The organism is Micromonospora sp. LZ34 (genome assembly GCF_052981855.1).
In genome coordinates this window covers 1-21,629 of sequence record NZ_JBRIQN010000024.1, presented here as the reverse complement: position 1 = coordinate 21,629, position 21,629 = coordinate 1, and the positions used below count along the sequence as shown (strand labels likewise).

The window sequence follows — 21,629 nt, the reverse complement described above, 5'->3', positions numbered from 1 at the left end:
ACGACCCAGGGAGCCCGCCATGCCGCCACCCACCAGCCTCACCGCTGGTCACCTTGCGCACGCCGTCGTGCCCCCGGCGCGCGACGACGAGGCCGACACGGCTCACGACCCGGTGCCGATCCTCGTCGCGAGCCTCGACCGGGTGGACACGCTGCTGCGGATCGCCGACGGAGCGCGGGTCCGCCTGACGATCCTGCCCGAGCCGCCGCAGCAGCAAAGCCTCGCCGAGCTCGTGCAGGCGGCCCGCCGCAGGCTGCGCGGGGAGCGGGTCCGGCTGGACACCGACGAGCTCGCGGCCCGCCGCTTCGTGCTCGATCGCGTGCGCGAAGGGCTCGTCACGTGAAGCTGCGGGCGCAGCTGGAGAACTTCCCGGCCGAGGCCCAGCTGCTGGTCTTCACGACGCTCGGCCACGTTTATGTGGGGTCCGTCGTGGACATCGAGGAGGACGCGATCCGCCTGGCGCGGCCGGACGGGCTGGCAGACATCGTGCTCGCGCTCGGTGACGTCTCGGGCGTGCGGCCGACGGTCGAGGAGCCGGAACGGGGGTTCCGATGAGCGACGGAGCGATCGAGGACCTCGTGGCGCAGCTCTTGGAGCGGCTCGACCAGCGGTACTACGGCAAGTACCGCGGCTACGTGCACGCGGTCGACGACCCGGAGAACCGCGGCCGCATCCGGGCGATCGTGCCTCGCTTGCTCGGTGACTCGACCCCGACCGGGTGGGCGATGCCGGCGGCGCCGTACGCGGGCCCGGACCAGGGCTTCTTCGCGGTCCCCGAACCCGGCACGGGCGTGTGGATGGAATTCGAGGAAGGCGACCTGTCCAAGCCCATCTACAGCGGCATGTGGTGGGGGTCGCCGGGTGGAGGCGACGTCGGCGGGCCGGACAGCACCGCCCGGGCGGGGGCACCACCCGTGCGGAACGATTCGTCCGAGCGCACGCCCGAGGTGCCGCAGCACGAGTACCCGCGCGAGAGCGCGACGCCGAAGGTGCGCATCCTCAAGTCGGCCACTGGGCATCACATCGTGCTCGACGACCGGCAGGGCAACGAGCGCATCGAGATCCACGACCGCACAGGGAACCGGCTCATCCTGAGCGAAGAGGGCCTGGACCGGATCATGAGCAACGAGCGCACGCTCAACAAGGGCTCGCTCTCGGAGCAGATCGACGGCGACACGAGCCTCGACCTGGGCGGCAAACGCACGGAGGAGATCGGCGGGTCGGACACCCGGGACGTCGACGGCGACTGCGAGCTGACCGTCGGCGGCGACTTCACGGAACGGATAGCCAGGACGGCCTTCGTGCGCACGGTCAACGCCAACGGCACGACCATCTCCGTCGGCGGCCCCCTCACGGAGTCGGTGTCGGGCTCGCATACCCGGACCGTCTCGGGCGCCGTCCGCGACACGGTCGTCGGCGGCTACGGGCTTACGAGCGGGCAGGGTGTGAACGTCGCCGCCGCCGGACCGGTCAAGATCGCCGCCGGAATGCCGGACCTCACCCTCCAGGCGTTCTCGGTCGACGCCCTCGCCGGCAACCTCTCGCTCAACACGAAGATCGGCATCATGCAGCTCGGCGGGACAGCGGCGACCTCGCCGCTCGTGCTCGGCGACGGGCTCGCCATCCACCACAACATGCTCGCGAAGCTCCTCAGGCTCGTGTATCCGGTGTTGGCCCCGGCGTACGGGCCCGTGATGGACACCTGGGCGGCCATGACACCGACGATGGACCTGTCGTACTTCGGCTTCGTCAAGCGCTTCCCGGTGGGGTGACGGCGATGGACCGGCGATCGAACGGGCGGCGGACGGACCGGCGGCACACGTGGCAGCGGATGGACGCCTCGGGGCTCATCGAGCGGCTCACGCAGGCGCAGGCACTGCTGCAGCAGGCCGCCGTCGTAACGGCGGCGAGCGACGGCGCGCGCCTGACGGCGATGGCGGAACTGCAGCGCAGGCTGGGGGAGGAGCGCCATGTCGACGCGCACCGGCGACGCTACCGCTGAGCTCCTCGAGCTGCTCAAGCTTCACTGCCCCGACGTCGCCGAGGAGACACTGCTGCGCCTGGCGAGCGCGGCGGTCGCCCTGGGCGAGGCGGCGGGCGAGGCAGCCGCAGACGAGGGCGGCACGCAGCCCCTGCGCTGGAGCCGCCTCACGCTGGGCGGCATCCCCGGGCTGCAGCAGGTCGTGACGACGGCGCAGGTTCCCGTGCAGGTCATCTCGGCGGTGCTCGAGTTCGTCGCCGGGATCCTCGACGTCGTCTCCAAGCTGCTCATCGGGCTGACGGATCCGTTCCGCGCGCTCGTCCTCGCGGCGATCGAGCTGCTCACGACGATCGTCGAGGACCTGCTCAACTCCGGCGCCTACATGTACGTCGACGCCCCCGGCCTCACGTCCAACATCGCGACGATGCAGGACCTCGGCCTGAGCGAGGTCGAGCCGCCGACCTGGATCGCCGGGCAGACCCCACCCAAGCCCGATCGCCCGGCCGACGGCTTCGCGCAGTGGGCCTACCGTTTCCGGCAGTCGTTCGACGACCCCGGCGACCTCAACCGGCCGACCTTCTCCGACGGCGCGCCGGTGGAGGCGCTGTTCATCGTCGCCACGGCGCCGCAGCTGCCGGATCTCGCGGCGATCGGCCCGCTACTGGCCTCGCTGTTCGATACCAAGGCGTTCGGCAAGGCCTGGGAGAACTTCGCCTCGACGTTCCCCGAGTGGCCCGCCGACCCCGACCGCACCCGCATTCGGTCCACGTCGGTGCGTCCGGACTGGAACGACTGGCGGCTGCGCGACCTCGCGTCGGAGGACGACTACCCGCTGCGGATGCTCGAGAAGGTCCCGAAGTGGCTGGAGGCGTTGCTGCTCAACGTCGACAACGTCATCGACCTCATCAAGTCCCTCGTCGCCGCCGTCCGCGAGAAGATCGACGTGCTGCGGCAGATCGTCGCGATCCTTCAGGGCGTCATCGACGCGCTCGCCGCCCTCGTGGCCACCGGGCTGCACGGCTTGTTCGTCCACACCGACGAGGGCGTCGACGGCCTGGTGAACGCGTTCCTTGAGGCCGAGAACCGGCCGAACACCTCGGCCGAGGACGGCAGCGTGCAGACCGCGAACGCCGTCATGGGGATCTGCCTGCTCGCCGGCACGAGCGAGATCGCGCCGATCTGGACGCTGTTCGGCCAAGGCAAGCCGGCCGACCAGGCGTTCGCCGCGCTCATCGAGGACTGGAACACGCTCGCCGAGCAGGCGGAGGCATCCGTCGCCGACGCCAAGGCCCTCGCGAGCGAGGCTTGGGAGGGCGCCGAGGGTGAAGGCGGTGCCGAGGCCCTCGGCATCTCGGGCCTGTCCGACGAGCTGGTGACCCAACTGGGCACCACGCGCGACGACCTCGAGAAGGCCATCGAGACGTTCCCGACCGCCGTCGCGGAGGGGTTCGAGCAACTGCTCGCCGAGGGCGCGCCGCTGGACCCGGCGACGCTGGCGTTCGTGGAGTCCACCCGACGGGCGCGTCGTCGCGGCAGCCGGTCGCTGGCGATGTCGCTCGGCCCGCGGCAGGGCAGCGGCAACGGCAGGGGCGCGTCGTGAAGGTGGGACGGGCGTTCCGACGCGAGACCGACCTGTGGGCGATGGCCTGGCAGCAGGTCGAGACGTTCCTCGAGCAGATCGACGGCGCGCGCGACGCCGACGGCCCCCACCGGCGCAAGCTCGAGGTCCTGCTGCGGGTGGCGGGCATCGTCGAGCGGCGGCGGGCGGTCACCGACCCCGAGGATGCGCTGAGCGAGCCGGTGGTCGACGCCCTGCCGCAGCAGTACTGGGACGTCGAGACCGAAAGGAAGGTCGCGGTCACGGACGGCTGGGACCCGGCGCTGCGCGTGTGGCGCGTGCCGGGAACGGACGACCTGGAGCTCGCGGTCGCCCAACTGCGCGTGACGCTCTCCGACGACGACGAGCCAAAGGCGACGCTGCACGACGAGGTGCGGCTTCCACGCCCCCGATCGATCTTCACTCGCTCGCCGGGCGAGGGGCAGCCGCCCTCGCTGCTGGTGCTTCCCGCCTACCCCGGCGTGGAGTCCGCGTCCATCGTCGGCCCGTCCGGCCGCACGGTGGACGTCGCCGCCGATCCCAAGGGTGACGACCGCGGACGCAGCGGCGACCGCGTGAGCCTGTTCTGCCAGGCCCGACGCCGCGACGCTGCGATGACCGGTGTGCCGTTCCTATCGATGGACGGCGCCGGTGACGAGCCGGACGAGCCCCCGGAGGCCGTCCTCGCGTGGGGGACGCTCTGCGCGCGACGGCGGTCCGCGCCGCGCAACGACGTCAAGCTCACGATCGCGAAGTCGAGCCCCCTGCCCGCCACAGGCGGCCTCCTCGCCGCGGCGACCGCGGTGCTCGACGGCCTGCGGATCGGCATCCTGACGCCGGTCGCCGCCGCGCCAGGGCTCGTCTCGATCGCCGCGCAGGCCCGCGCGGTCGCCGCGGCGCTGCCGGGCGACGGCAACGTGCTCACCGCGGCCGCGACAGAGCTGCAGGAGCTCGGGTGCCGCACCGCGTCCCTGCCGGACACCGTGGCAGACGCCGCCGCCGCGCTGGGTGGCTCGGCCGCGGCGTGGACCGCCCTGGCCGACGCCGCCGACGACGCTCGGCTGGCATCCTCGGCCGACTCACGCAAGACCATGGCCGACGCGATCGCGGCTCTGGCCCCGGGCGGCGAACCCGAGCTGCTCGCCGCGCCCGTGGAGAGCGGACCACTGCGCGCCGACCTCGACGACGCGACCGCCGCCCGCATCGGTTACCCCGACGGGACGCTGCGCCAGTTACGCCTGCTGGAGGCGACGTTCTCGTCGAGCTGGCGCGGCTTGGTGCGCTGGTTCTCCGACCGGCATCGGCTGCTGCTCGACGGGCTCGCGGTGCGGTTCCGCACACCGTCCGTGCTCGGCGTCCGCGCACTGGTCAACGGCGGCGACACCGGCCTGCTGTACGTCGGCCTCACCGTCGGCGAGGACGTGACGGTCGGCAGCGACACGCTGACGACGGCCCAGCCGGCCTCGCTCGGGCCGTCGCTGTCGGAGCTGGAACCCGGCACCGTCGGCGTCGTCACGGGTGAGCGGCCGGCGGCGGCGGTGATCGTCGGCCTCGACCGCCGGGCCGGCCGGCTGGCCCTGGTGACGTCGCCGCTGCGGGTCTCCATCGCCCACGGGCCACCGGGGAGCCCGGGAATCGTCGCCGCCGGCTCGACGATCGGCAGCCTCGCGGCACCTTTGACCGACACCGAGCTGCGGCTGGGCGAGGCCGCGGCGGGCCCGCACGCCGACGGCCCGGTGCACGAAGCCGTCGGCCTGTGGTCACGGCTGTGCCTCGTGCACGGACGCGGCGTGATCGACACGGAGATCCGAGGGTCGGGCGCCGTGCGGACGGTTCCCGAGCCGTCGGCCGTGCCGCTGCAGGCGATGCCGCTGCACGGCTCCGTCCCCGCGTTTGCGACGAGCCTCGTCCTCGCGCGGCTGCGTCCAGAGTTCTGGACCGGCACCCCGGCCGACCGCGTGCCGCTCATCGCCCGGCCCGGGGAGCTGCTCCTGCTGCGGGGCCGCGCCGCGCCGGACCCCGAGACCGGGCCACCCGGGCCGATGGTGCAGGCGGTCGTCGAGGTCGACAGCGTGGTGCGCACGACGGCGTCTGTCGTCGACCGGATGGACACCTCCTCCGCCGCGATCCTTGCCTCCGATCCCGCGGCGCTCCCGAAACCGGACGCCGGCTCGTGCCTGGTGTGCGGGCCCCAGGAGGACGTCGCCGTCGTGGTGCTGCGGCGGTCGTGGCTCGCGACGGCCCTCGTCGGCGACGTGACGCTACGCCGGGACTTCGCGGGCTTCGACGTCCCGAGCCTCGCGACCGGTCGCCTGCTGCCGCTGGACTTCCTCGCCGAGGTGACCGGGCGCTCCGCGGCCGAGCTGGCCGGGCCGCCCGACGTCGACCGCGCCGAGGAGTTCGCGGCAGCGCTCGAGATCTTCCGCGGCTGGACGCGTCACACGTTGGAGTGAGGAGGACCCGTGCCCGAGCCATCGACGAACCAGGACGCCTACCGCGTCGCGCTCCTGCTTCGCGACCTGGAGCGCGTGCTGCACCCGCTCGCCGTGACCGACGGCGGCGAGTTCCGTCCCCTGCCGGGCGTCCCGGGGCCGCTACCGCCGACCACCGTGCCGGGAGCGCCGCCGGCCCCGGCCGCGCGATCCGCCGCGGAGTGGACGGCGTCCCCCCGGCCGCCGTTGGCGGCCGCGCGCCCCCCAGCGATCCGCACGCCGTGGGTGGAGCCGCCGCCGGTACCCGGGGGCGGGATGCCGCGCGCGGTCGAGCCGCCTGCCCCGCCGCCGGAGCCCGTCCAGCCCGCGCACATCGGGGCGGCCCCCCAGCCTGCGGCTCGTGGAGGGGACCGCGACCCGCCGGTGGTCGCGCCGCCGCCCCGGCCGCCCGCGGTTACCCCCGCCGGGGCGCCGCCCGAACCTCGGGCCGCGCGTGCCATCACGGCCGCACCGCCGGACACGTGGCCACTCATCCACCCGACGCCACCCGGTCCGCCGCCGGTCCTGCCCGCCGTGCCACCGGAGGACGTCGTCACGGCGCCGCCGGATGCTGCCGTGCGCACCGGTCGCATCGCTCCGCCCGCACCGATCGCGCACGACGAGCGGCTGCCGCCCGGGCCCGCGGTGCCCGCGCGGCCGCCCGCACCGTCCCGGCCGGACCCCGCGGTGCCCGCCGCGCCACCATCGGGCAAGGGGCCGCCGGCGCCGTCCCCGCCGCGCGACTTGGACCCGAACCCGGACCCGGACCCGGATCCAGGGCCGCCGCTGCCACGCACGCATGCGGCGCCAGCGGCGGTTCCGGTCGCCGCTGACCTGTCGGTCGCGCGCAGGACGCCGGGACCTCCGACGGTACCCGTGGCCGGCGTCGCGCCGCCGCTGCCGCAGGCGCCACCACCGGCACCGCAGCCCGCTGCGCCGCCAGCGGACCGGGTCCATCCCCTGCGTGCCACCTCGACCGCCGCCGCGCCTGTTGAGGCGTCCGCCGCGGTCGACGACGCACCCCCGGACACGGCCGGGGACGAGCCCGACGAGGACTTGGCCCCCGCGCCACCACGACGTGCACGCCCCGCGCCCAGCCTGCGCAGCCGCGGCGCCTCGCCTGTGCGCGCGCGGCCCGACCGCCGGTTCCTCGACCGGTCCGTATGGAGGTCCGGATGAACTCCGTTCCGAGCGACGCCCTGCTCGCCCACGTCCTGCAGGCGGTCGCCAGATGGCTGTCCGAACGGTACGGAGTGCTGCTCGAGGCAGGCCGCTTCGTCGATGGCCGCGAGGCCCTGGGCCGGGTCGCCACGGCCGACGGCGCGCGGGCCGCGACGTCCGGACTCGCACCGGCCGAGGCCGCACGTCTGGTCGACGTTGTGCTCGGGCGGTGGGCCGCACTCGGTGTCGTGGATCTTCCGCCGCTGGCCGTGCTGCTGCCGCCCGACGACGAGGACGCCACCTACCGCCTCGCGGTCCACGGCGCCGACGAAGGCTGGACGGCGACCTGGTCGGGCCCGGTGACGCCGTCCGCCGACGGCCGGTCCGCCGCTCCCCACCCGGGGACGGTGGGGCGCGTGTCAGCCCGGGTTTTCGCGCGGTCGGCGGCCAGCCGCACAGTGCTCACCCCGGTGCCCCACAGGCAAGCCGTTGCGTCATGAACGGCGGGCCGATCGGCGCGCAGCAGCAGAAGGCCGTGACCGCTCCTGCCCAGAAGAACGCCCCCGATCCGCCCGCCACTCTCCTCCTCCCCGCGCTCACCCTCGGGCGGCTGCCGGCGGGACCCGCCGTCCCCCGTACTGCGTGGCAGGACTTTGTGCCCGCCGGCCCGCAGCTCGCCCCTACGCCGCTCGTGGACGCCCAAGCTCCGGCGGGGTCCTCCCTGGACATCCTGCCGGGTCGGTTCGTCCAGCTCCCCGGGGAGAAGTACGAGACGTGGATCGCCGAGGGCGCTCCGGCGGAGCCGTCGGCGCTGGTCGCCCTGCTGTGGTTCGCCTGGTCCGACGCCACGGGAAGCGGCTGGGCAGGCGCGCCCGTGCCGGGAGCGCCGCCGCACCTGACCATCCCCGAGGTGCTGCGCCTCGGGGACCGGGCGTCCTGGGTGAAGGCGCGGGAGATCTGGGAGCGCTCCGGCAGCAACCTGCTCGACGACCTCAACGACGTCATGGACGACACCGAGCTGGGCGCGATCCTTCCCCTCCTGCGCGGGGTCGTGCCGGCCGAGCAGCTGGTGAAGCTGTGGGACGGCTACTTCAGCAACGACGTCGCCGGGATCATCCGCACGCTGGACCGGATGCCGGACGAGGAGATTCTCGGCCTCGTCTCCGACTACCGCAAGACCGGCAAGCTCACCGGCACATCGGCCGATTCGCTCCTAGGCACGGTCAGCCACATCCTGCGCCGGGAAGACGACAACGGGTACCGCGCGTTACGCGCCCTCATCGCCCGGTTCGAGCGCGTCACCAGCGCGACCGGTCCGGAACTGGACGCCGCCGACCGCCAGGCGGCCGTGAACCTCACCAGCGAGCTGCGGGTCAAGGCGGCCTTCCTGCGGATCTGCGAGGCGGACCGCCGCTCGAGCCCCGACCTGGGCTACCTCGCCGTCACGGACCTGAGCCCGGTGGAGCGGTACTGGCTGCAGTCGCAGTACGTCCAGTCGTGGACGCCGTCCAACCTCGGCGGGACGTTCCAAAAGCGCCTGTACGCGTTGCTCGAGTCCAACGACGACGTCAGCGTGATCATGCGCGCCCTGGACCTCTCGCAGGAGCAGGCCGCTCAGGACAACGACTCCGAGAACGAAGTCGGCATCAGGGTGGCGGCCGAGGCGCTGGGCTCGGCCCTGCGGCAGTTGACCGAGACCGCGGGCAACCCCAAGGTGACGGAGTCCGACCGCGAGGAGGTCCGGACCCGGCTGCAGGAGATGGGCGACAACCGCGCGACGGTCAATCGCCTGCTCGCCCTGCCCGACGGGGAGCAGCTGGTGCGCCAAGGGCTCGGCCTCTCGCGCGCGGAGGTCGCCCGGTACCGGGTGCTGCAGGCGACGACGGCCACGCAGCTCGTCGACGCGCTCAAGGGCCTGCACCGCTTCAACGTGTCGGCCATCCTCGAGGCGAGTGACGTCAAGCAGCACCTGGCGGACAAGGGGCTTGAGGTTACGCTGCCGATGGATCGGGTGCTCGATGCGTATGCCTCGCTGGAAGGCGCGCAGCCGAGCCTGTCGTTCGCCTTCTCCCACGGCACGCTGGCGGTGAGCATCCCGCAGGGGCTGACCGTCGGTCTCGAGCCCGACGTCGACATCGACGAGATGCGGCCGCCCGCGACGTGGCAGCTGGCATCGCAGTCGGACCCGTACGCCGCGGACCCGCAGGTCGTGGTCGCCGCCTACACGATCCACCGGGCGGCGCAGACCAACGACCTGGCGGGTGTTGTGGCGGCGGTGCGGCCGTTGCGCCGCTCGCAACGGGCTGCGCTGCAGAACGAGGCGTACTTCGCGGCGGCGCTCGAGAAGCTCCGGTCCTCGCGATGGGACGAGACGCCGAGGACGATCGCGGACGTCATCGCGGACCCGTCCGCGGACCTTCAGGTCGCGGCGGACGCGCTGATCGCGGCCGGCCTCGTGGGCGAGGTGCCATACGCCTTTGATGTTGCCGATGCTCGCAAGCTCGCGGAGGGCCTCGCCGTCGATCCCCGCGACCGGCGGCTGCTGCGCTACCACTACGTGCTCGAGTCCCTTGAGGACGAGGAGAGAGCTGCCGCAGGCGGCTCGGGCTGGATGGGCACGCGGCTGGCAATGCTCCGCCGCGGCGTCCCGCCGGACCTGGACATCGGGTCGGAGCTCACCACCGCCTACGAGAACCGCATGTTCGTCATCGACCGGCTGGACCCGGTCCCGCGGCTGCGCGCCGAGGAGGCGTTCCTCGGCGAGCCGGACATCACGCGGCCGGACATGTCGCCGCAGGAAGCGGCGCTCGAGGCGGAGTTCATGCGGATCCGCCTGCACAAGCAGCTGGCCGCAGCGTCGGCCGGCATCGACGCGTCGGGTGTCTTCGGCTGGTCGCCAGAGACCGTGACCGAGATGGCGACGGAGTTCGAGAGGGTCTGGGCGCGTTTTTCGACGACCGGGTGGCCCCACTCCGGGCTGGTTCAGCTCGCCGCTGCCTACTACGACGCGCTGGACGCGATCGACCGCAACCGCAGCGAGCGCAACGCGGCGGCCCAGTTCGTCGGCCAGCTCGCCGCCGTCGTGGCTGGCGTCGTCGTCATTGTCGCCACGGGCGGCACGGGCACGCCGCTGGTCGTGTCCATGCTCATGGCTGCCGGGTTGGGCGCCGGCGCCAGCGCGGGCGTCGCCGCGCAGTTCCGCGACTACACCACGCCGGACCAGGCGTTCGACGACCTTGCCCACGGCGCCGTCACGGGGGCGCTGACCGTGGCGGGCGAAGCCTTCGCCCAGCCGGTTGGCGCCATGCTCGGCAAGCAGATGGCTCGCTACGCCGCCCGGAGCGCCATCAACAAGGCGGTGGCCGGCTCAGCGAGGTTGGCCGTCGAGGGCGCGATCGACGGGGCGATCGGGGGCGCGGGCGACGCTGTCTTCACCACGGCGATCGACCGGGCCACGTGGGAGCGCAGCGCCTCGGCCGTCTTCGCCCGCTTCCTCTCCGCAGCCGCCCAGGGCGCGTTCTGGGGCGGCGCTACAGGTGCGATCGCGTCGCCGGTGATGGGAGGCGCGTTCAAGGGCGCGGGACGGCTGCTGCGCGTCGCCGGCCGCGAGCTGGGCATCGTGGGCGGCGAGGTCGCATCGGGGCTCGACCAGGTGGCGGCCCTCGCGGACCAGGGCCGGTTCGATGTCGCCCTCCGCCGACTCGACGAACTGGACCTGAGCGGCGCCCAGCGCGAGGCGCTGACCCAGGACCTGTACCGGCGTGCCCTGGGCAGCTCGGTGGACGGCGCGTCGGTCCCCGACCACATGCTTCGCGAGCTGGAAAACGCCCGACAGATCAGCCGAAGCCTGAAGTACGAGCCCGGGCCGACGCGGCCCGGCGAACGGCCGCGGCTCGACGTCACACCGATCGAGGACCTGCTGAAGCGGCTGAAGGCGGACCTCGGCGCCGGAAACGTCACGCACATTCGCAAGATCCTCTACGGGGAGATCCGGCTCGCCCCAGAGGAGCTGACCACCAAGCAGCACGCCTTCGGGCGCGGTCTGGAGGACGCGCTGGGTGAGCTCGCCTCACCGGCCGAGCGTGCCGCGATGCCGCCCTACGAGGTGCGCGTGCTGCCACCTGAGGCGTTCGAGGGGATGTTCCGTACGCGGCAGGGCCGCGCGCTGACCCTGCTTGAGGGCGACCGGGCGGTCGTCTACGTGAGCTCGGACGCCCCCGTGCGGACGCAGATGCTGCAGGAGGCCGCGCACCTGCGGCAGCTCACCGACCCCGACTTCGCCGCGGACGTGCGCTTCCTCACCGAGCGCAATCTGCTCGACTGGGCGGACAAGTCGGCCGAGGACCGGCTGCACCTGCTCGACGTCCAGCGCCGCCTCGAGATCGACGCGCAGGAGCGCATCGTGGAGGCGCTGAAGGAGGAGGCGCCCTACGGCGACGTCACTCCCGCCGAACTGGCCGAGGCGGAGGCCCGGCTGGCGGAGCTGAACCGGCACGAGGCCGAGGCCCGGGCGCTCACGCCGGAGGCCATCGCCGAGATGAACGCCGGCACGCGTCCGCGCCCGAGCTGGATGGAGGAGGAGGCGCGGCTGTTCGGACGCGAGACGGTCGAGGAACGCACCCTGGTCCCCACGTCGGGACGTGGCCGGACCGCGAAGGTCGTCACCGACTCGCCCGCCCCGAAGACCGGCCAGCGCGCGTACCAGGTTGGCGACGAGTGGCCCAAGCACACCTACGTGACGTCGGGGATCGAGGGCAAGGTGACCGCGATCGACCGGGTCGAGGGCGCGACTGCGGTGACGGTGACGCCGACCGGCGGGGGAGAGCCACGGGTCTATGTGATCGAGGCCGGCGGCACTACCGAGCCGGGGATGGTCCTCAACGCGACGGTCGAGCGTGGAACGCGCCTGGGTGGTTGGTCCCAGCGTTATCGCCTGATCGAGGTGCGGCGCGGAAAGACGGTGCTTCGGCAGGTCGAAGAGGTCTTCGACGCCAAGGGCAACTGGGTGGAGCGAGGGTCGTCCCGCACGACGCGTGGGGAGATCCTGGAGGAAGCGGCCGAGCTCCAGGTGGCGGTGGACCTGACGCGTGAGGCGGGACGGCATGGTACGACCCTGACCGGCTGGTGGATGGTGCCTCGCGGTCCTGAACGCTGGGGGTTCGACCGGGTCGTGGTGGAGTTCCACGGGGAAGGTGCCGAGATGACGGCCCTCATCCGGGTGCTGGAGGTGAAGGACTACCCGAACTCGTACGTGCCGCTGGCGGAGTTCACGGCGATCACGGACAACTTCGCCACCAACCTCGCCGATCTCCGGACCGTCCTGCGGGGGCGTGCGACGGAGCTGAGGAAGGCGGGCGAGGCCCACGCCGCCAAGGCGCTGTCGAAGGCGTCGAAGGCGGGAGACGTCCAGGTGGAGATCTGGCTCGGCCCGAAGACGAAGATGGGGGCGGACGAGTTGGACGCGCGATCGGTCCTCCGCCGGCTCCGCGCGTCCGTCGATTCGCAACCAGGCAACGTGCACCTCAAGGTGGGCGGGCCGACCGACGTGAAGGCGACGTACCAGCGACAGGCGATCGAGGCCAGGAAGGCGGGGAAAGCAGAGTGACGTTGGAGGACTTCGTGTCGTCGAGCACGGCGGGGTTCGAGATCGACCGGGACGGCCTGCGCGAAGGGCTCGAGGGGCTGTTCCCGCCGGACGGGCCGTCCCGGTTCGACGTCGGTGCCCAGGAGCCCGTCGTCGCCGACGCGATCGTGGCGGTCGGCGGGCACGAGGCCTGGCAGTTCGAGCCGCTCGTGCCTGCGGTCGTGCGGCAGGTCGCCGCGCTGGACGCGGCGGATCCCGACGCCGTGCAACCCAACCTCTCGGTGCTTGGCGTGATGAACGGCCTGCAGATCATGGGCCTGAACGTGCCAGAGGCGACCGTCCGCACCGGCAGCGGCTGGCTCGCCGGGATGCAGACCGCCGGCCTCGAGCCGGAGTGGATGCACTGGACGCGGGGCCTCGCCGCGCTCGCGCTCGGCGACCTGCGAACGGCGCGTACGATCGCCGCGCTGCCGGAGACCGGGCCGGTCGACGCGGAGTCCGGCGCGAGCCCGGGGTTCAACATCCAGGCGTGGTTGGCGCTGCTCGTCGCGGCGGTCGAGCGGCGGCTGCCGTGGGCGGAGCTGCGGCCGCGCTGGGAGGAGCTGCTCCTCCTGACGGTGGACACGTTCTTCGAGATGCACGTGCTCGCGGAGGTGTCCGTGCCGTGGCTCGCGCGCGTCGTGGGCCACGGCGCCGCGGGCGTGCCCGTGCGCGAGGTCGCGGGCTGGATCCACGACGAGGTGCGCCGGGTGGCGGCGTCGTCGTAGGCGGGTGCGTCACTCGATCTCGACGTCCAGCACCACAGACGGGCGCACCGGATGACTGTGGCTGCTCCAGAACCGGTGGAGCAGGTCGAAGTCGTGGCTCTCCTGCACGCGCAACCGCGCCTGCCGCCCATGGACGGGCGCCAGCGTCATGCCGGTCAGCGCCTCGTGGACGACGCCGAGCAGCTCGCTCTCCTCCTCCGCCCGGTGCGACCAGGCGGAGACGACCAACCCGGCGCGAAGGCCGTCGGCGCCGCGCCGGGCTGCGACCCGGAACAGCGCCACCGAGACAGCGGGTTTCTTGCCCGCGAGCAACTCGTCCGTCGGCGAGCCGTGTACGACGTGGATCTCCTTGAGGAACCGTTGCCGCAGGCACAACACGAGCTGGTCGTGCAGGTCGTCCAGGCCGGCGCGCAGCAGTTCGCCGCGGTCCGGAGGCCGCCGCCCCGGCTGGGCGCCGTCCGGCTGTCGGGAGAGTCGACCCATCTCCAGCAGTTCCAGCGCGATGGCGCGTTCCAGGTCGTCCTGCCTGAGCGGCGTCCCCCGCCGGTGCGCGAGGAACACCGCCTTCAGTGCGGCGTTGCGGATGTCGCCGCCCGCCAGTCGGTGCGCCTTGGCCAGCCGGCCGAGGTCGACGTCGTCCGCCCGGACTACGCGCTCGGGCAGCATCAGCTCCCAGATTCGCTCCCGCTCGTCGGCTCCGGGGAACGGGAACTCGATGCGGAACTGGAAACGGCGCAGGAACGCCTCGTCGATGCCGCCGCGCAGGTTCGTCGCGAGGATCGTCGTCCCGTCGTGCTGCTCGATCCGCTGCAGCAGGTAGCCGACGAGCATGTTCGCGAAGTGGTCGCCGGCGCTGGACGTCCGCTCCGTACGGTTGCCGAACAGGGAATCCGCCTCGTCGAAGAACAGCACCGCGGACGCCTGCTCGGCCTGGGACATCACCTCGTCGACGTTCTTCTCGGTCTCGCCGATGTACTTGCTCACCAGGCGGGCGAGGTCGACCGTGTGCAGCGGGCGGCCCAGCGCCGCGGCGACCGCCTCGGCCGCCAGGGTCTTGCCCGTGCCCGACAGGCCCGAGAACAGCGCGATCGGCCCACGCTGCAACCGGTACCGGCGTTCGAGTCCCAGGTCCTCCGCCACTTGATCGCGGTGCTTCACGTAATGGACGAGGCGGTCGAGCGCCTCGCGGGTCGTGGGGCGCAGCACCAGGTCCTCGAAGCCGCGGGTCGGGATTGTGCGCCGGCTGTGCCGTACATGCTCCACGCCCATGCCCGCCGCGACGACGTCGAGTGCGTCCGCGTCCGGCGTCGCACAGCTGTTGGTCGCCACGTCGAGGACCCGTCGGACGCCGCGGCCGTCTAACCGGTGTCGAGCGGCGAGGGCACCGGCCTCGGTAGAGGTGAGCGCGACCCCACGCGCCGACGCCTCCGCGAGCCAGGTGTCTCGGCGTCCCGCCCACGTCGGGGGCCCGACCTCCAGATGCGGAACCGGAACGGGCAGCGGGTCGCGGCACAGCAGCCATGCAGTGCCGCCGAGCGCCACGAGTTCCTCGACGGTCCGCGCCACGCCGCCGACCTCCGCCTCCTGGACTGCACTCAGGTCGAGCAGGGGCAGCGCCCCGGTGCAGAGGCCGGCCCGCCACGCGGCAGCGGCGACGGCGGTCGCGTCGGCGGTCGCGGTGGGCACAGCCACGACGACCACCCGGCGCTGCTGGGGCACGAGCGACAGGGCGGTCTCCGCGAGGTCGCCGTGGCCGAACACGACCTGGAGCGCCGGCGAGGGCGGCTCCCCGGCACCCTCGGGCGGGCCGGGCTGCTCGCCCGTCCCTGTCCAGCGCTGACCGAGGGCCTGGGCCACGGGCGGCTCCGATGAGCCGAAGAGGGCGGCGACGAGGTCCTCGGGCAGATCAAGCGGCCGCGCCAGCGGCGCGTACGTGCCGGGCAGGCGCACCACGAGGCCGCTGCGTACCAGCCGGCCTGCGGCGCCGAGCGACGCAGCCAGTAGTCGGTGGCGCTCGGCGTCCCGGCCGAGGATCGTGTGCAGGACCCGCTCGGTCGCCCGCGGCTGGTGCAGATCGTCCTGCAGAACGGCGTACACGGACTGGTACCGCGGCTCGACGTGCGGTGCGAGCAGCACGAGCAAGACCTCGAGCTCGCACTCCACCAGCCCCAGCGCTGCCCCGATCCGCCGCAGGACGTGCGGCCCACCCGGCAGCAGCCCGGCCCGGTCGGTTGGCTTGCCGATGAGGTCGTCTACCGAGGGGCGTACAAGGTTGCGCACGGCCGTCCAGCCCCGCCCACCGTCCCCCGCGAGCTGTGCCGCGCGGCGTTCCTCCTCGGCGCAGACGTCGAGGATGCGCCGGTCCAGTCGCTGCAGGGCATCGGCGAGGAAGACGTCGAGCATCGCCAGGCATCCCCTTCCTCCAGTACGGTCAAGCCTAGTCGGGCGCCGGTTCACACCCTCGTCAGCCGTGCGGCTGGTTGTGCGGACGAAGACGCGGCGTGGAACGGGGGCGGACAGCCGGTGAAGACCGTGGTAGACACCGAAACCGTGTTGCGCCGAGCCGGCTAGCAACGCCCCATCGGCCCAGCCCACCCGCAGGCTCCCCGCTCACATGTGGACCGGGGAGCACCGCACGGTGGCTGCGGCGTCACCCCTGGCGACGGTTCCAGGGGCCGGTGACGGCGTACGTGATGCCCGGGTTGTAGACGTTGAAGAACATGGTCCGGCCGTCTGCGGAGAACGTCGCGCCGGCCAGCTCGCCATACTCCGGGTCCTCGGCGGTGCCGACGTTGACCCGGTTATGGGCAAAGACGAACACCTCGCCGTCGGCGGTCGTACCGAGGATGTGCTGGTCCCCGATTCCGTCCTCGCACATCATCAGGCCCCCGTACGGGGACATGCAGATGTTGTCCGGGGCGTCGAACTCCGGGTTCTCCGGTGCCGGCGTGGGGCGGGTGAAGATGGTTTCCAGGCGCAAAGTGTTGGCTCGGGGGTCATACCGCCAGACCTGGCCGTCGTGGTCGCGGGCCGAGCCCAGCTCACGCCGGGCGAACGACGAGACGAAGTAGGCGCAGGCGTCCTTCTCCCCCCACCAGGCGCCCTCGATCTTGTACCCACCGGTGATCGGCTTGCCGTAGTCCTGCGCTCGGACTGACTCCGTCATCGCCAGCGGGTCCGGCACGTCAAGCCACTCGATGCCGGAGAAGGACGCGCCCGCCTCGGTCACCACGGACAGGTCCGGCAGGTCCGGGACGTGCAGGGCCTGCAGCACGCCGCCTGCCCGCAGGCTCCCGTGACCGCCGAGCGGCCGGTTCGGCAGGAAGCGGTAGAAGCTGCCCAGCGGCGCCACGAACGCGTCCTCGGTCTCGTAGACGATGCCGGTGTGCGGGTCGACCGCGACTGCCTCGTGCTGGAACCGGCCCATTGCGGTCAGCGGTGTCGGATCGGTGTTGCGAGCATCGTCGTACGGGTCAACCTCGAAGATGAACCCGTGGTCCTTTGTGTATCCGCGGGCACCCGCCTTGTCTTCGGTCTCCTCACAGGTCAGCCAGGTGCGCCAAGGGGTTTGGCCGCCGGAACAGTTGATGGCCGTGCCGCCCAGGCTGACGTGCTCAGAGACGGCGCGTCTTGATGCTTTGACGATGATCGTGCTGGTCCCGCCCCCGGCGGCCGGGTCGTACGTGCGTTCCGGCGGAGCCACGACCCTGATCGTCGCGGTTGGGGAGCACTCATGGTTGCGGACCAGGCGGGTACCGCGCGCCTTGTCGGCGAAGGCACCCATACCGTCGAACCGGCTCGGCACGATGCCGCCGTCCGGCCGGACGGCGCCTTCGCGGGACAGCACCGTGTAGCGGAAGCCCACCGGCAGGTCGAGCATGCCGGCCGGGTCAGGCACGAGCGGACCGTACCCGACATCCGGGCCGGACACCCCCAGCGCGGGTGCCGCGGTGAACAGGGCGTCGACCGAACCGGCCACGGCCACAGCCAGACCGGCTCCGGCCGAGCGGGACAGAAACTGGCGGCGAGACAAAGACACGGACAGACCTCCTAGACGTCGCGGCCCGTAGCGGCCCGGGCCGATATCGACCCGAACGGCTCGATCCACTACGTCACATCCCGCCCCACCCGTCAAGACATCGGTCGATTTGATCGCCGTGTCGATACGGGTTCCTGGTCCCAGTCCGGCGCCGCCAGACAGCCGTCCCAGGCCGCCTCGGCAGCCGTCACATCGAAGCCGAACTACGGCGCGACCGCAGTTGGCAGGTGCTAACGATCGAGCCACAAGGAGGAACCATCGGATCGTGCGCGAGGGCAGGTCGGGCCACGACCCGTCGAGGATTCCGGACCCACGACGCACTCAAGTCGGCATTTGCGCACGGCAAGCGCGCACCACTGTGGGAACCCAATGATCGCTCGGTCATCCCTGACCGCCGCGCCTACGGCCATCGATCGTGGGAACGCGTCGAGGGACCATCAGCTCATGTCGATGGCGTATGCCTCCTCTCGTACGTCGGCGTCCGGGTGCCGGCGTAGCCCGATCAGCAGATCCCGCCACGGGGCCTTCCAACCGAAGCTGGCCCCGTGGCGGACCAGCGCCACCGCGAACAGCCCGCCGGCGAGGTCGCCGCGGCCGGCCAGTCGCGCGACGGTGCCAGCGAGGATCGCCGGGTCAGGCCAGTCGCGGAGGCTTCGCAGGCGGGCGCCGACGCGTTCGGCGGTGCGGATGGCGAGGACGGGCCGGCCCCCGCACAGCCCGGAGATCTCGTCCAGGTTGTCCAGCCGGCCGAGGTCGACCAGCAGCCCCGTGGCCGTACCGGCGTGGGCGGGATGGCCGGCGAGCCACCGCGCTGATTCGATCAGCGCGGTCTGGTCGGTGTTGGCCGGCCGGCTCCGGGACCGAACGACCGCGCCGCGTGCGAGGAGTTCGATGCGGCGTCGGGCGGGGCGGTCCGCCGTCGGGTCTCCGGGATGATCGTCGTCCGCGTCGCGGTCCACGAGCCGGGCCAGCGCGTCGCCGAGCACCCCGTCGCCGCCGGCCTTCAGCAGGTTGGCGACCTCGATGTGCACGATCGTCTCGTCGAGGTCGGTGAGCCGGTCCACGACCAGTTCGGTGATTCCGGCCAGCCAGGGCGACCATTCCCCGAGCTGGCCGAACGCGGCCCGCCGGACCTCCCGGTCCGCAGCACGGCACGCCGCGGTGATGAGCGCGCCGAAGCGCGGGCGGTGCCGTTCCGGGATCGTGTACGGGTACGCGCTCAGGACCGCACGCCGCTCCTCCCGGCTGCCGTCGACCGCGGTCCGCACGATGGTCCAGCTCGCCTCGGTTTGCAGCCGCCGCCGGGCGGCGGAGACGATCGCCGCGCGCACGTCGCGGTGCGTGTCCGGGTGGCTGTACGCGTCGAGCAGCGTCGACATCACCCGCGGCGGCCCGTAGCGTGCCAGCAGCCGGGCCGCCTCCTTCCGGCTTGTGATCTTCGCGGGGCCGGTCACCACCTCGCCGAGCAGATCGGCCAGCCGGGACGGCGGGACGTGCCGGGCAGCGCGGCCGGCCGCGTACAGCGCCACCCGCGCCCGGTCCTCGTTGGCGTACCGAAGCAGCACCGGAAGCGCCTCGTCCGGTTGGTCCGTCCAGACCAGCGCGCCCAGCGCCGCCTCGGCGATCGGCACCTCCGGGGCGCCGAGGTGGCGCAACACCAGTTCGCGGCCCACACCCGGGACGCCGACGGCAGCCCGGATCGCCGCCGCTCGCCGCCACACCCCCTGCTCGGTGTCGGCGACGACCAGCTCCTGCAGGTCCACGAAGCGGGTCCGCTGGCGGGGCAGCCACCGCTCGGCGTGCGACGCCCAGGCCGGCACCCATCGCGTCCCCGCTTCGACGAACCGGCCGCGCGGGCGGCGGTCGAGCACCTGGTCGAGCAGGTCGGTGCGGGACATGCAGACCGTAGCCCACACCTCGTGGATCGTCACCGCCGTCGGATCGATCATCAGCACCTCGGCGACCCGCTCCGAGCGCGTACGCGGATCGTCGAGCCACAGCCCGATCGCCGTCCGAGCCACCGAGGGCAGCGTGCCCGGACCGATCGCCCGACGCAACAGGTCCTGCAGCTGCGGCAGCCGCCAGGCCCGCTTGCCGAGCGCGTGGGTGAGCGCGAAGAGCGGACCGTACCGACCGCGGGCGATGCCGGCCTCGACCCAGCCGCGCAGTCGCTCGAAGACCATCGCCTCCTGCCCCCGGCGCAGCACGGTGTCGAAGCGGCGCAGGACCGGCACGCTCGCGGCGGTACTCACCAGGTCAATCGTGAGCAGCGCCCACTCGCACAGCTGCGGCACGGCCACGTGGTGCTGCAGGACATCGGCGGCGAGCGTGCTCAACGCTGTCGTGGTCGCGGCGGAGGCGTCGCGGGCGTCGACCGCGTCGGTGGTCAGCTGAGTGAGCCGGGCCGCCGTGTCCGCGGCGAGCAGCGGTGCCACCTTCGCCAACGCGGTGAGCGCGGCCGCGCGTACCGGATCCTGCTCGTTGCGCGGCCGGCCGAGCCGCACGATCACCTCAGCCACCGTCTGCGGGTCGCGGGAGCGGCGGGCGGCCTCCACCAACAGGGCGTAACCATGCGCCCGCTCGTCGGCGTCACCCGAGCGCAGCGCGACGTCCAGCGCCGCGGACGCGTCCGGCCAGGCCAGGTACGCACTCCAGCAGCGCACCTCGGCCTCCCGCTCACGGATCCTCGCCAGGCCCAGTACCCGGGTCGCCTCACGGATCCGGACCGCGGTCGGCAGCACCTCCATGACCTCGGCGGCCGGAACCAGCGCAGCCTTGTCGACCTCCGCCAAGGCCCGGTCGTACAGCTCCCCACGTCGGCTCGGCGCGACGGCGTCGAGCAGCGCCGCCAACGCCCTGCTCTGTTCACGCAACCGGCTGGCCAGCGGCGCCAGCTCGTCGGTGGGCAGCGCCGCGAGGCGACGCAGCAGGGCCGGCGGCAGCGTGTTCCGCTGCAGCCAGGCCGTGCGGCCCGGTGTGGTGAGCAGACGGGCGACGCGGCTCGCGTCATGTGCCGCGAGCCTCCCGTACGCGTCCAGCGGGCCAGGCAGCGACTCCTCGGACGCGTACCGGTCGAGCAGGTCGAGCGCCTGCGCCGGGTCACACCGCAACACCGCATCGGCGGCGCGGCTCCAGATCCTTCCGCGCAGCTCGGGCGGGGCCGCGGCCAGCCGCTCGCGGATCCGGTCCAGCAACGGGCCGGGGTGCCGCCGGACCAGCCGCTCAAGGTTTAGCGCGTGCTCCAGGTCGGGCAGCAACGCCCGTACGGTATCGGCGCCGCAGGCCGGCAGCAGCGCGGCGGCCTCCTCGTCACCGAACTGGGCACGTACCTCGCTGATCAGCGCGTCGGCGACGGCCGGCGCATACCGACGGCGCAGGGCCCGATAGACCCGCCGCCGCTCCACCGCCGGCCGGTCGGTCAGATCGCCGACCGGGATGCCGGTGCGCAGCGCCGTGGTGAGCGCGGCAGTCTGATCGAGGGTTGCGGGTCGCGCGTCGCAGCGGCGATACCGTCGGCATCCTGGACCACCATCGCGGCGAACAGCGCGAGATGCCGCTCGTAGGGGCCCTGCTCGCGCAGGTCGGCGCAGACCCGGGCACGCGCGGGCGCTGTCCGCGCCCATTCCGCAAGGCGGTTCATCCGTTGGGGGTACGGCAGCGGACCGAGCGAAGTCAGCAGGGTACGGGTGGCGGCGAGCACGGCGTACATTGTGCCCGCGGCCGAAGCGGATCCGGATCACGGCTCAGCGACGCCTCCCGCCGTCACCGACGAGTCACTCCGTCGACCAGCGTTGAGTAGCGGGCCGTGCCGACAAGGAGCGGGAAGAGGAATAGAGCGGCCTGTCGCAGGCCGAGCTGTGTGGGCGCCCCGGCCCGGGGTGCCGGGCGGGTGCGCGGTGGGCTGGGCGAGGAGGGCCTCCTAGCCGCGATCGTCGACGTCTTGGCCGGCGGCCTAGGGCCTGTGTCGAAGTCGGTCACAGCCACTCGCTGATCGCGGCGACGTGCACGGTGGCTTCGTAGCGCACGGCG

Annotated in this window: 13 protein-coding genes; 9 read left to right on the top strand and 4 right to left on the bottom strand. The window is 72.9% G+C overall.

Features of this window, described 5'->3' with window-relative positions; translation table 11 throughout:
* Window positions 1-19 precede the first annotated feature (19 nt).
* From ACVCAH_RS23520 to ACVCAH_RS23480, 9 genes are all read left to right on the top strand, one after another.
* Window positions 20-343, top strand: a complete 324-nt coding sequence (locus tag ACVCAH_RS23520) for a hypothetical protein (RefSeq protein WP_447138357.1) — start codon at window positions 20-22, stop codon at window positions 341-343.
* Window positions 340-555, top strand: coding sequence for a hypothetical protein (locus ACVCAH_RS23515; protein ID WP_447138356.1), 216 nt, complete (start codon window positions 340-342; stop codon window positions 553-555). Before ACVCAH_RS23520 ends, ACVCAH_RS23515 begins: the two co-directional genes overlap by 4 nt.
* Complete coding sequence (locus ACVCAH_RS23510; RefSeq protein ID WP_447138355.1) at window positions 552-1,772, top strand: phage baseplate assembly protein V; 1,221 nt, start codon at window positions 552-554, stop codon at window positions 1,770-1,772. The genes ACVCAH_RS23515 and ACVCAH_RS23510 overlap by 4 nt, the downstream gene beginning before the upstream one ends.
* Before the next feature lie 5 nt (window positions 1,773-1,777).
* The gene (locus ACVCAH_RS23505; protein WP_447138354.1) at window positions 1,778-2,002 is read left to right on the top strand and encodes a hypothetical protein; all 225 of its coding nucleotides are present in this window, start codon (window positions 1,778-1,780) and stop codon (window positions 2,000-2,002) included.
* Window positions 1,971-3,581, top strand: coding sequence for a hypothetical protein (locus ACVCAH_RS23500; RefSeq protein WP_447138353.1), 1,611 nt, complete (start codon window positions 1,971-1,973; stop codon window positions 3,579-3,581). The genes ACVCAH_RS23505 and ACVCAH_RS23500 overlap by 32 nt, the downstream gene beginning before the upstream one ends.
* The gene (locus ACVCAH_RS23495; protein WP_447138352.1) at window positions 3,578-6,031 is read left to right on the top strand and encodes a hypothetical protein; all 2,454 of its coding nucleotides are present in this window, start codon (window positions 3,578-3,580) and stop codon (window positions 6,029-6,031) included. The genes ACVCAH_RS23500 and ACVCAH_RS23495 overlap by 4 nt, the downstream gene beginning before the upstream one ends.
* Window positions 6,032-7,212: 1,181 nt before the next feature.
* Window positions 7,213-7,710 (top strand): hypothetical protein, encoded by a 498-nt coding sequence (locus tag ACVCAH_RS23490; protein WP_447138351.1) that lies wholly within the window; start codon window positions 7,213-7,215, stop codon window positions 7,708-7,710.
* Window positions 7,707-12,815 carry a hypothetical protein gene (locus ACVCAH_RS23485; RefSeq protein WP_447138350.1) on the top strand — a complete coding sequence of 1,703 codons (5,109 nt, stop codon included), beginning with the start codon at window positions 7,707-7,709 and terminating at the stop codon, window positions 12,813-12,815. Before ACVCAH_RS23490 ends, ACVCAH_RS23485 begins: the two co-directional genes overlap by 4 nt.
* Window positions 12,812-13,561 (top strand): hypothetical protein, encoded by a 750-nt coding sequence (locus ACVCAH_RS23480; protein WP_447138349.1) that lies wholly within the window; start codon window positions 12,812-12,814, stop codon window positions 13,559-13,561. Before ACVCAH_RS23485 ends, ACVCAH_RS23480 begins: the two co-directional genes overlap by 4 nt.
* Before the next feature lie 9 nt (window positions 13,562-13,570).
* Here the strand turns inward: ACVCAH_RS23480 and ACVCAH_RS23475 are convergent, their stop codons facing one another.
* The 4 genes from ACVCAH_RS23475 to ACVCAH_RS23460 form a co-directional block, all read right to left on the bottom strand.
* Entirely contained in the window at window positions 13,571-15,964 is a 2,394-nt protein-coding gene (locus ACVCAH_RS23475; RefSeq protein ID WP_447138348.1) for an ATP-binding protein, read from the bottom strand.
* A 247-nt stretch (window positions 15,965-16,211) separates the two neighbouring features.
* A complete protein-coding gene (locus ACVCAH_RS23470; protein ID WP_447138413.1) occupies window positions 16,212-17,540 on the bottom strand; it encodes an alkaline phosphatase PhoX in 1,329 nt (442 codons plus the stop codon).
* A 497-nt stretch (window positions 17,541-18,037) separates the two neighbouring features.
* Window positions 18,038-21,004: a hypothetical protein gene (locus ACVCAH_RS23465; RefSeq protein WP_447138347.1), complete on the bottom strand. Its 2,967-nt coding sequence runs from the start codon at window positions 21,002-21,004 to the stop codon at window positions 18,038-18,040.
* 14 nt (window positions 21,005-21,018) lie between these two features.
* Complete coding sequence (locus ACVCAH_RS23460) at window positions 21,019-21,300, bottom strand: hypothetical protein (RefSeq protein WP_447138346.1); 282 nt, start codon at window positions 21,298-21,300, stop codon at window positions 21,019-21,021.
* Window positions 21,301-21,629 lie beyond the last annotated feature (329 nt).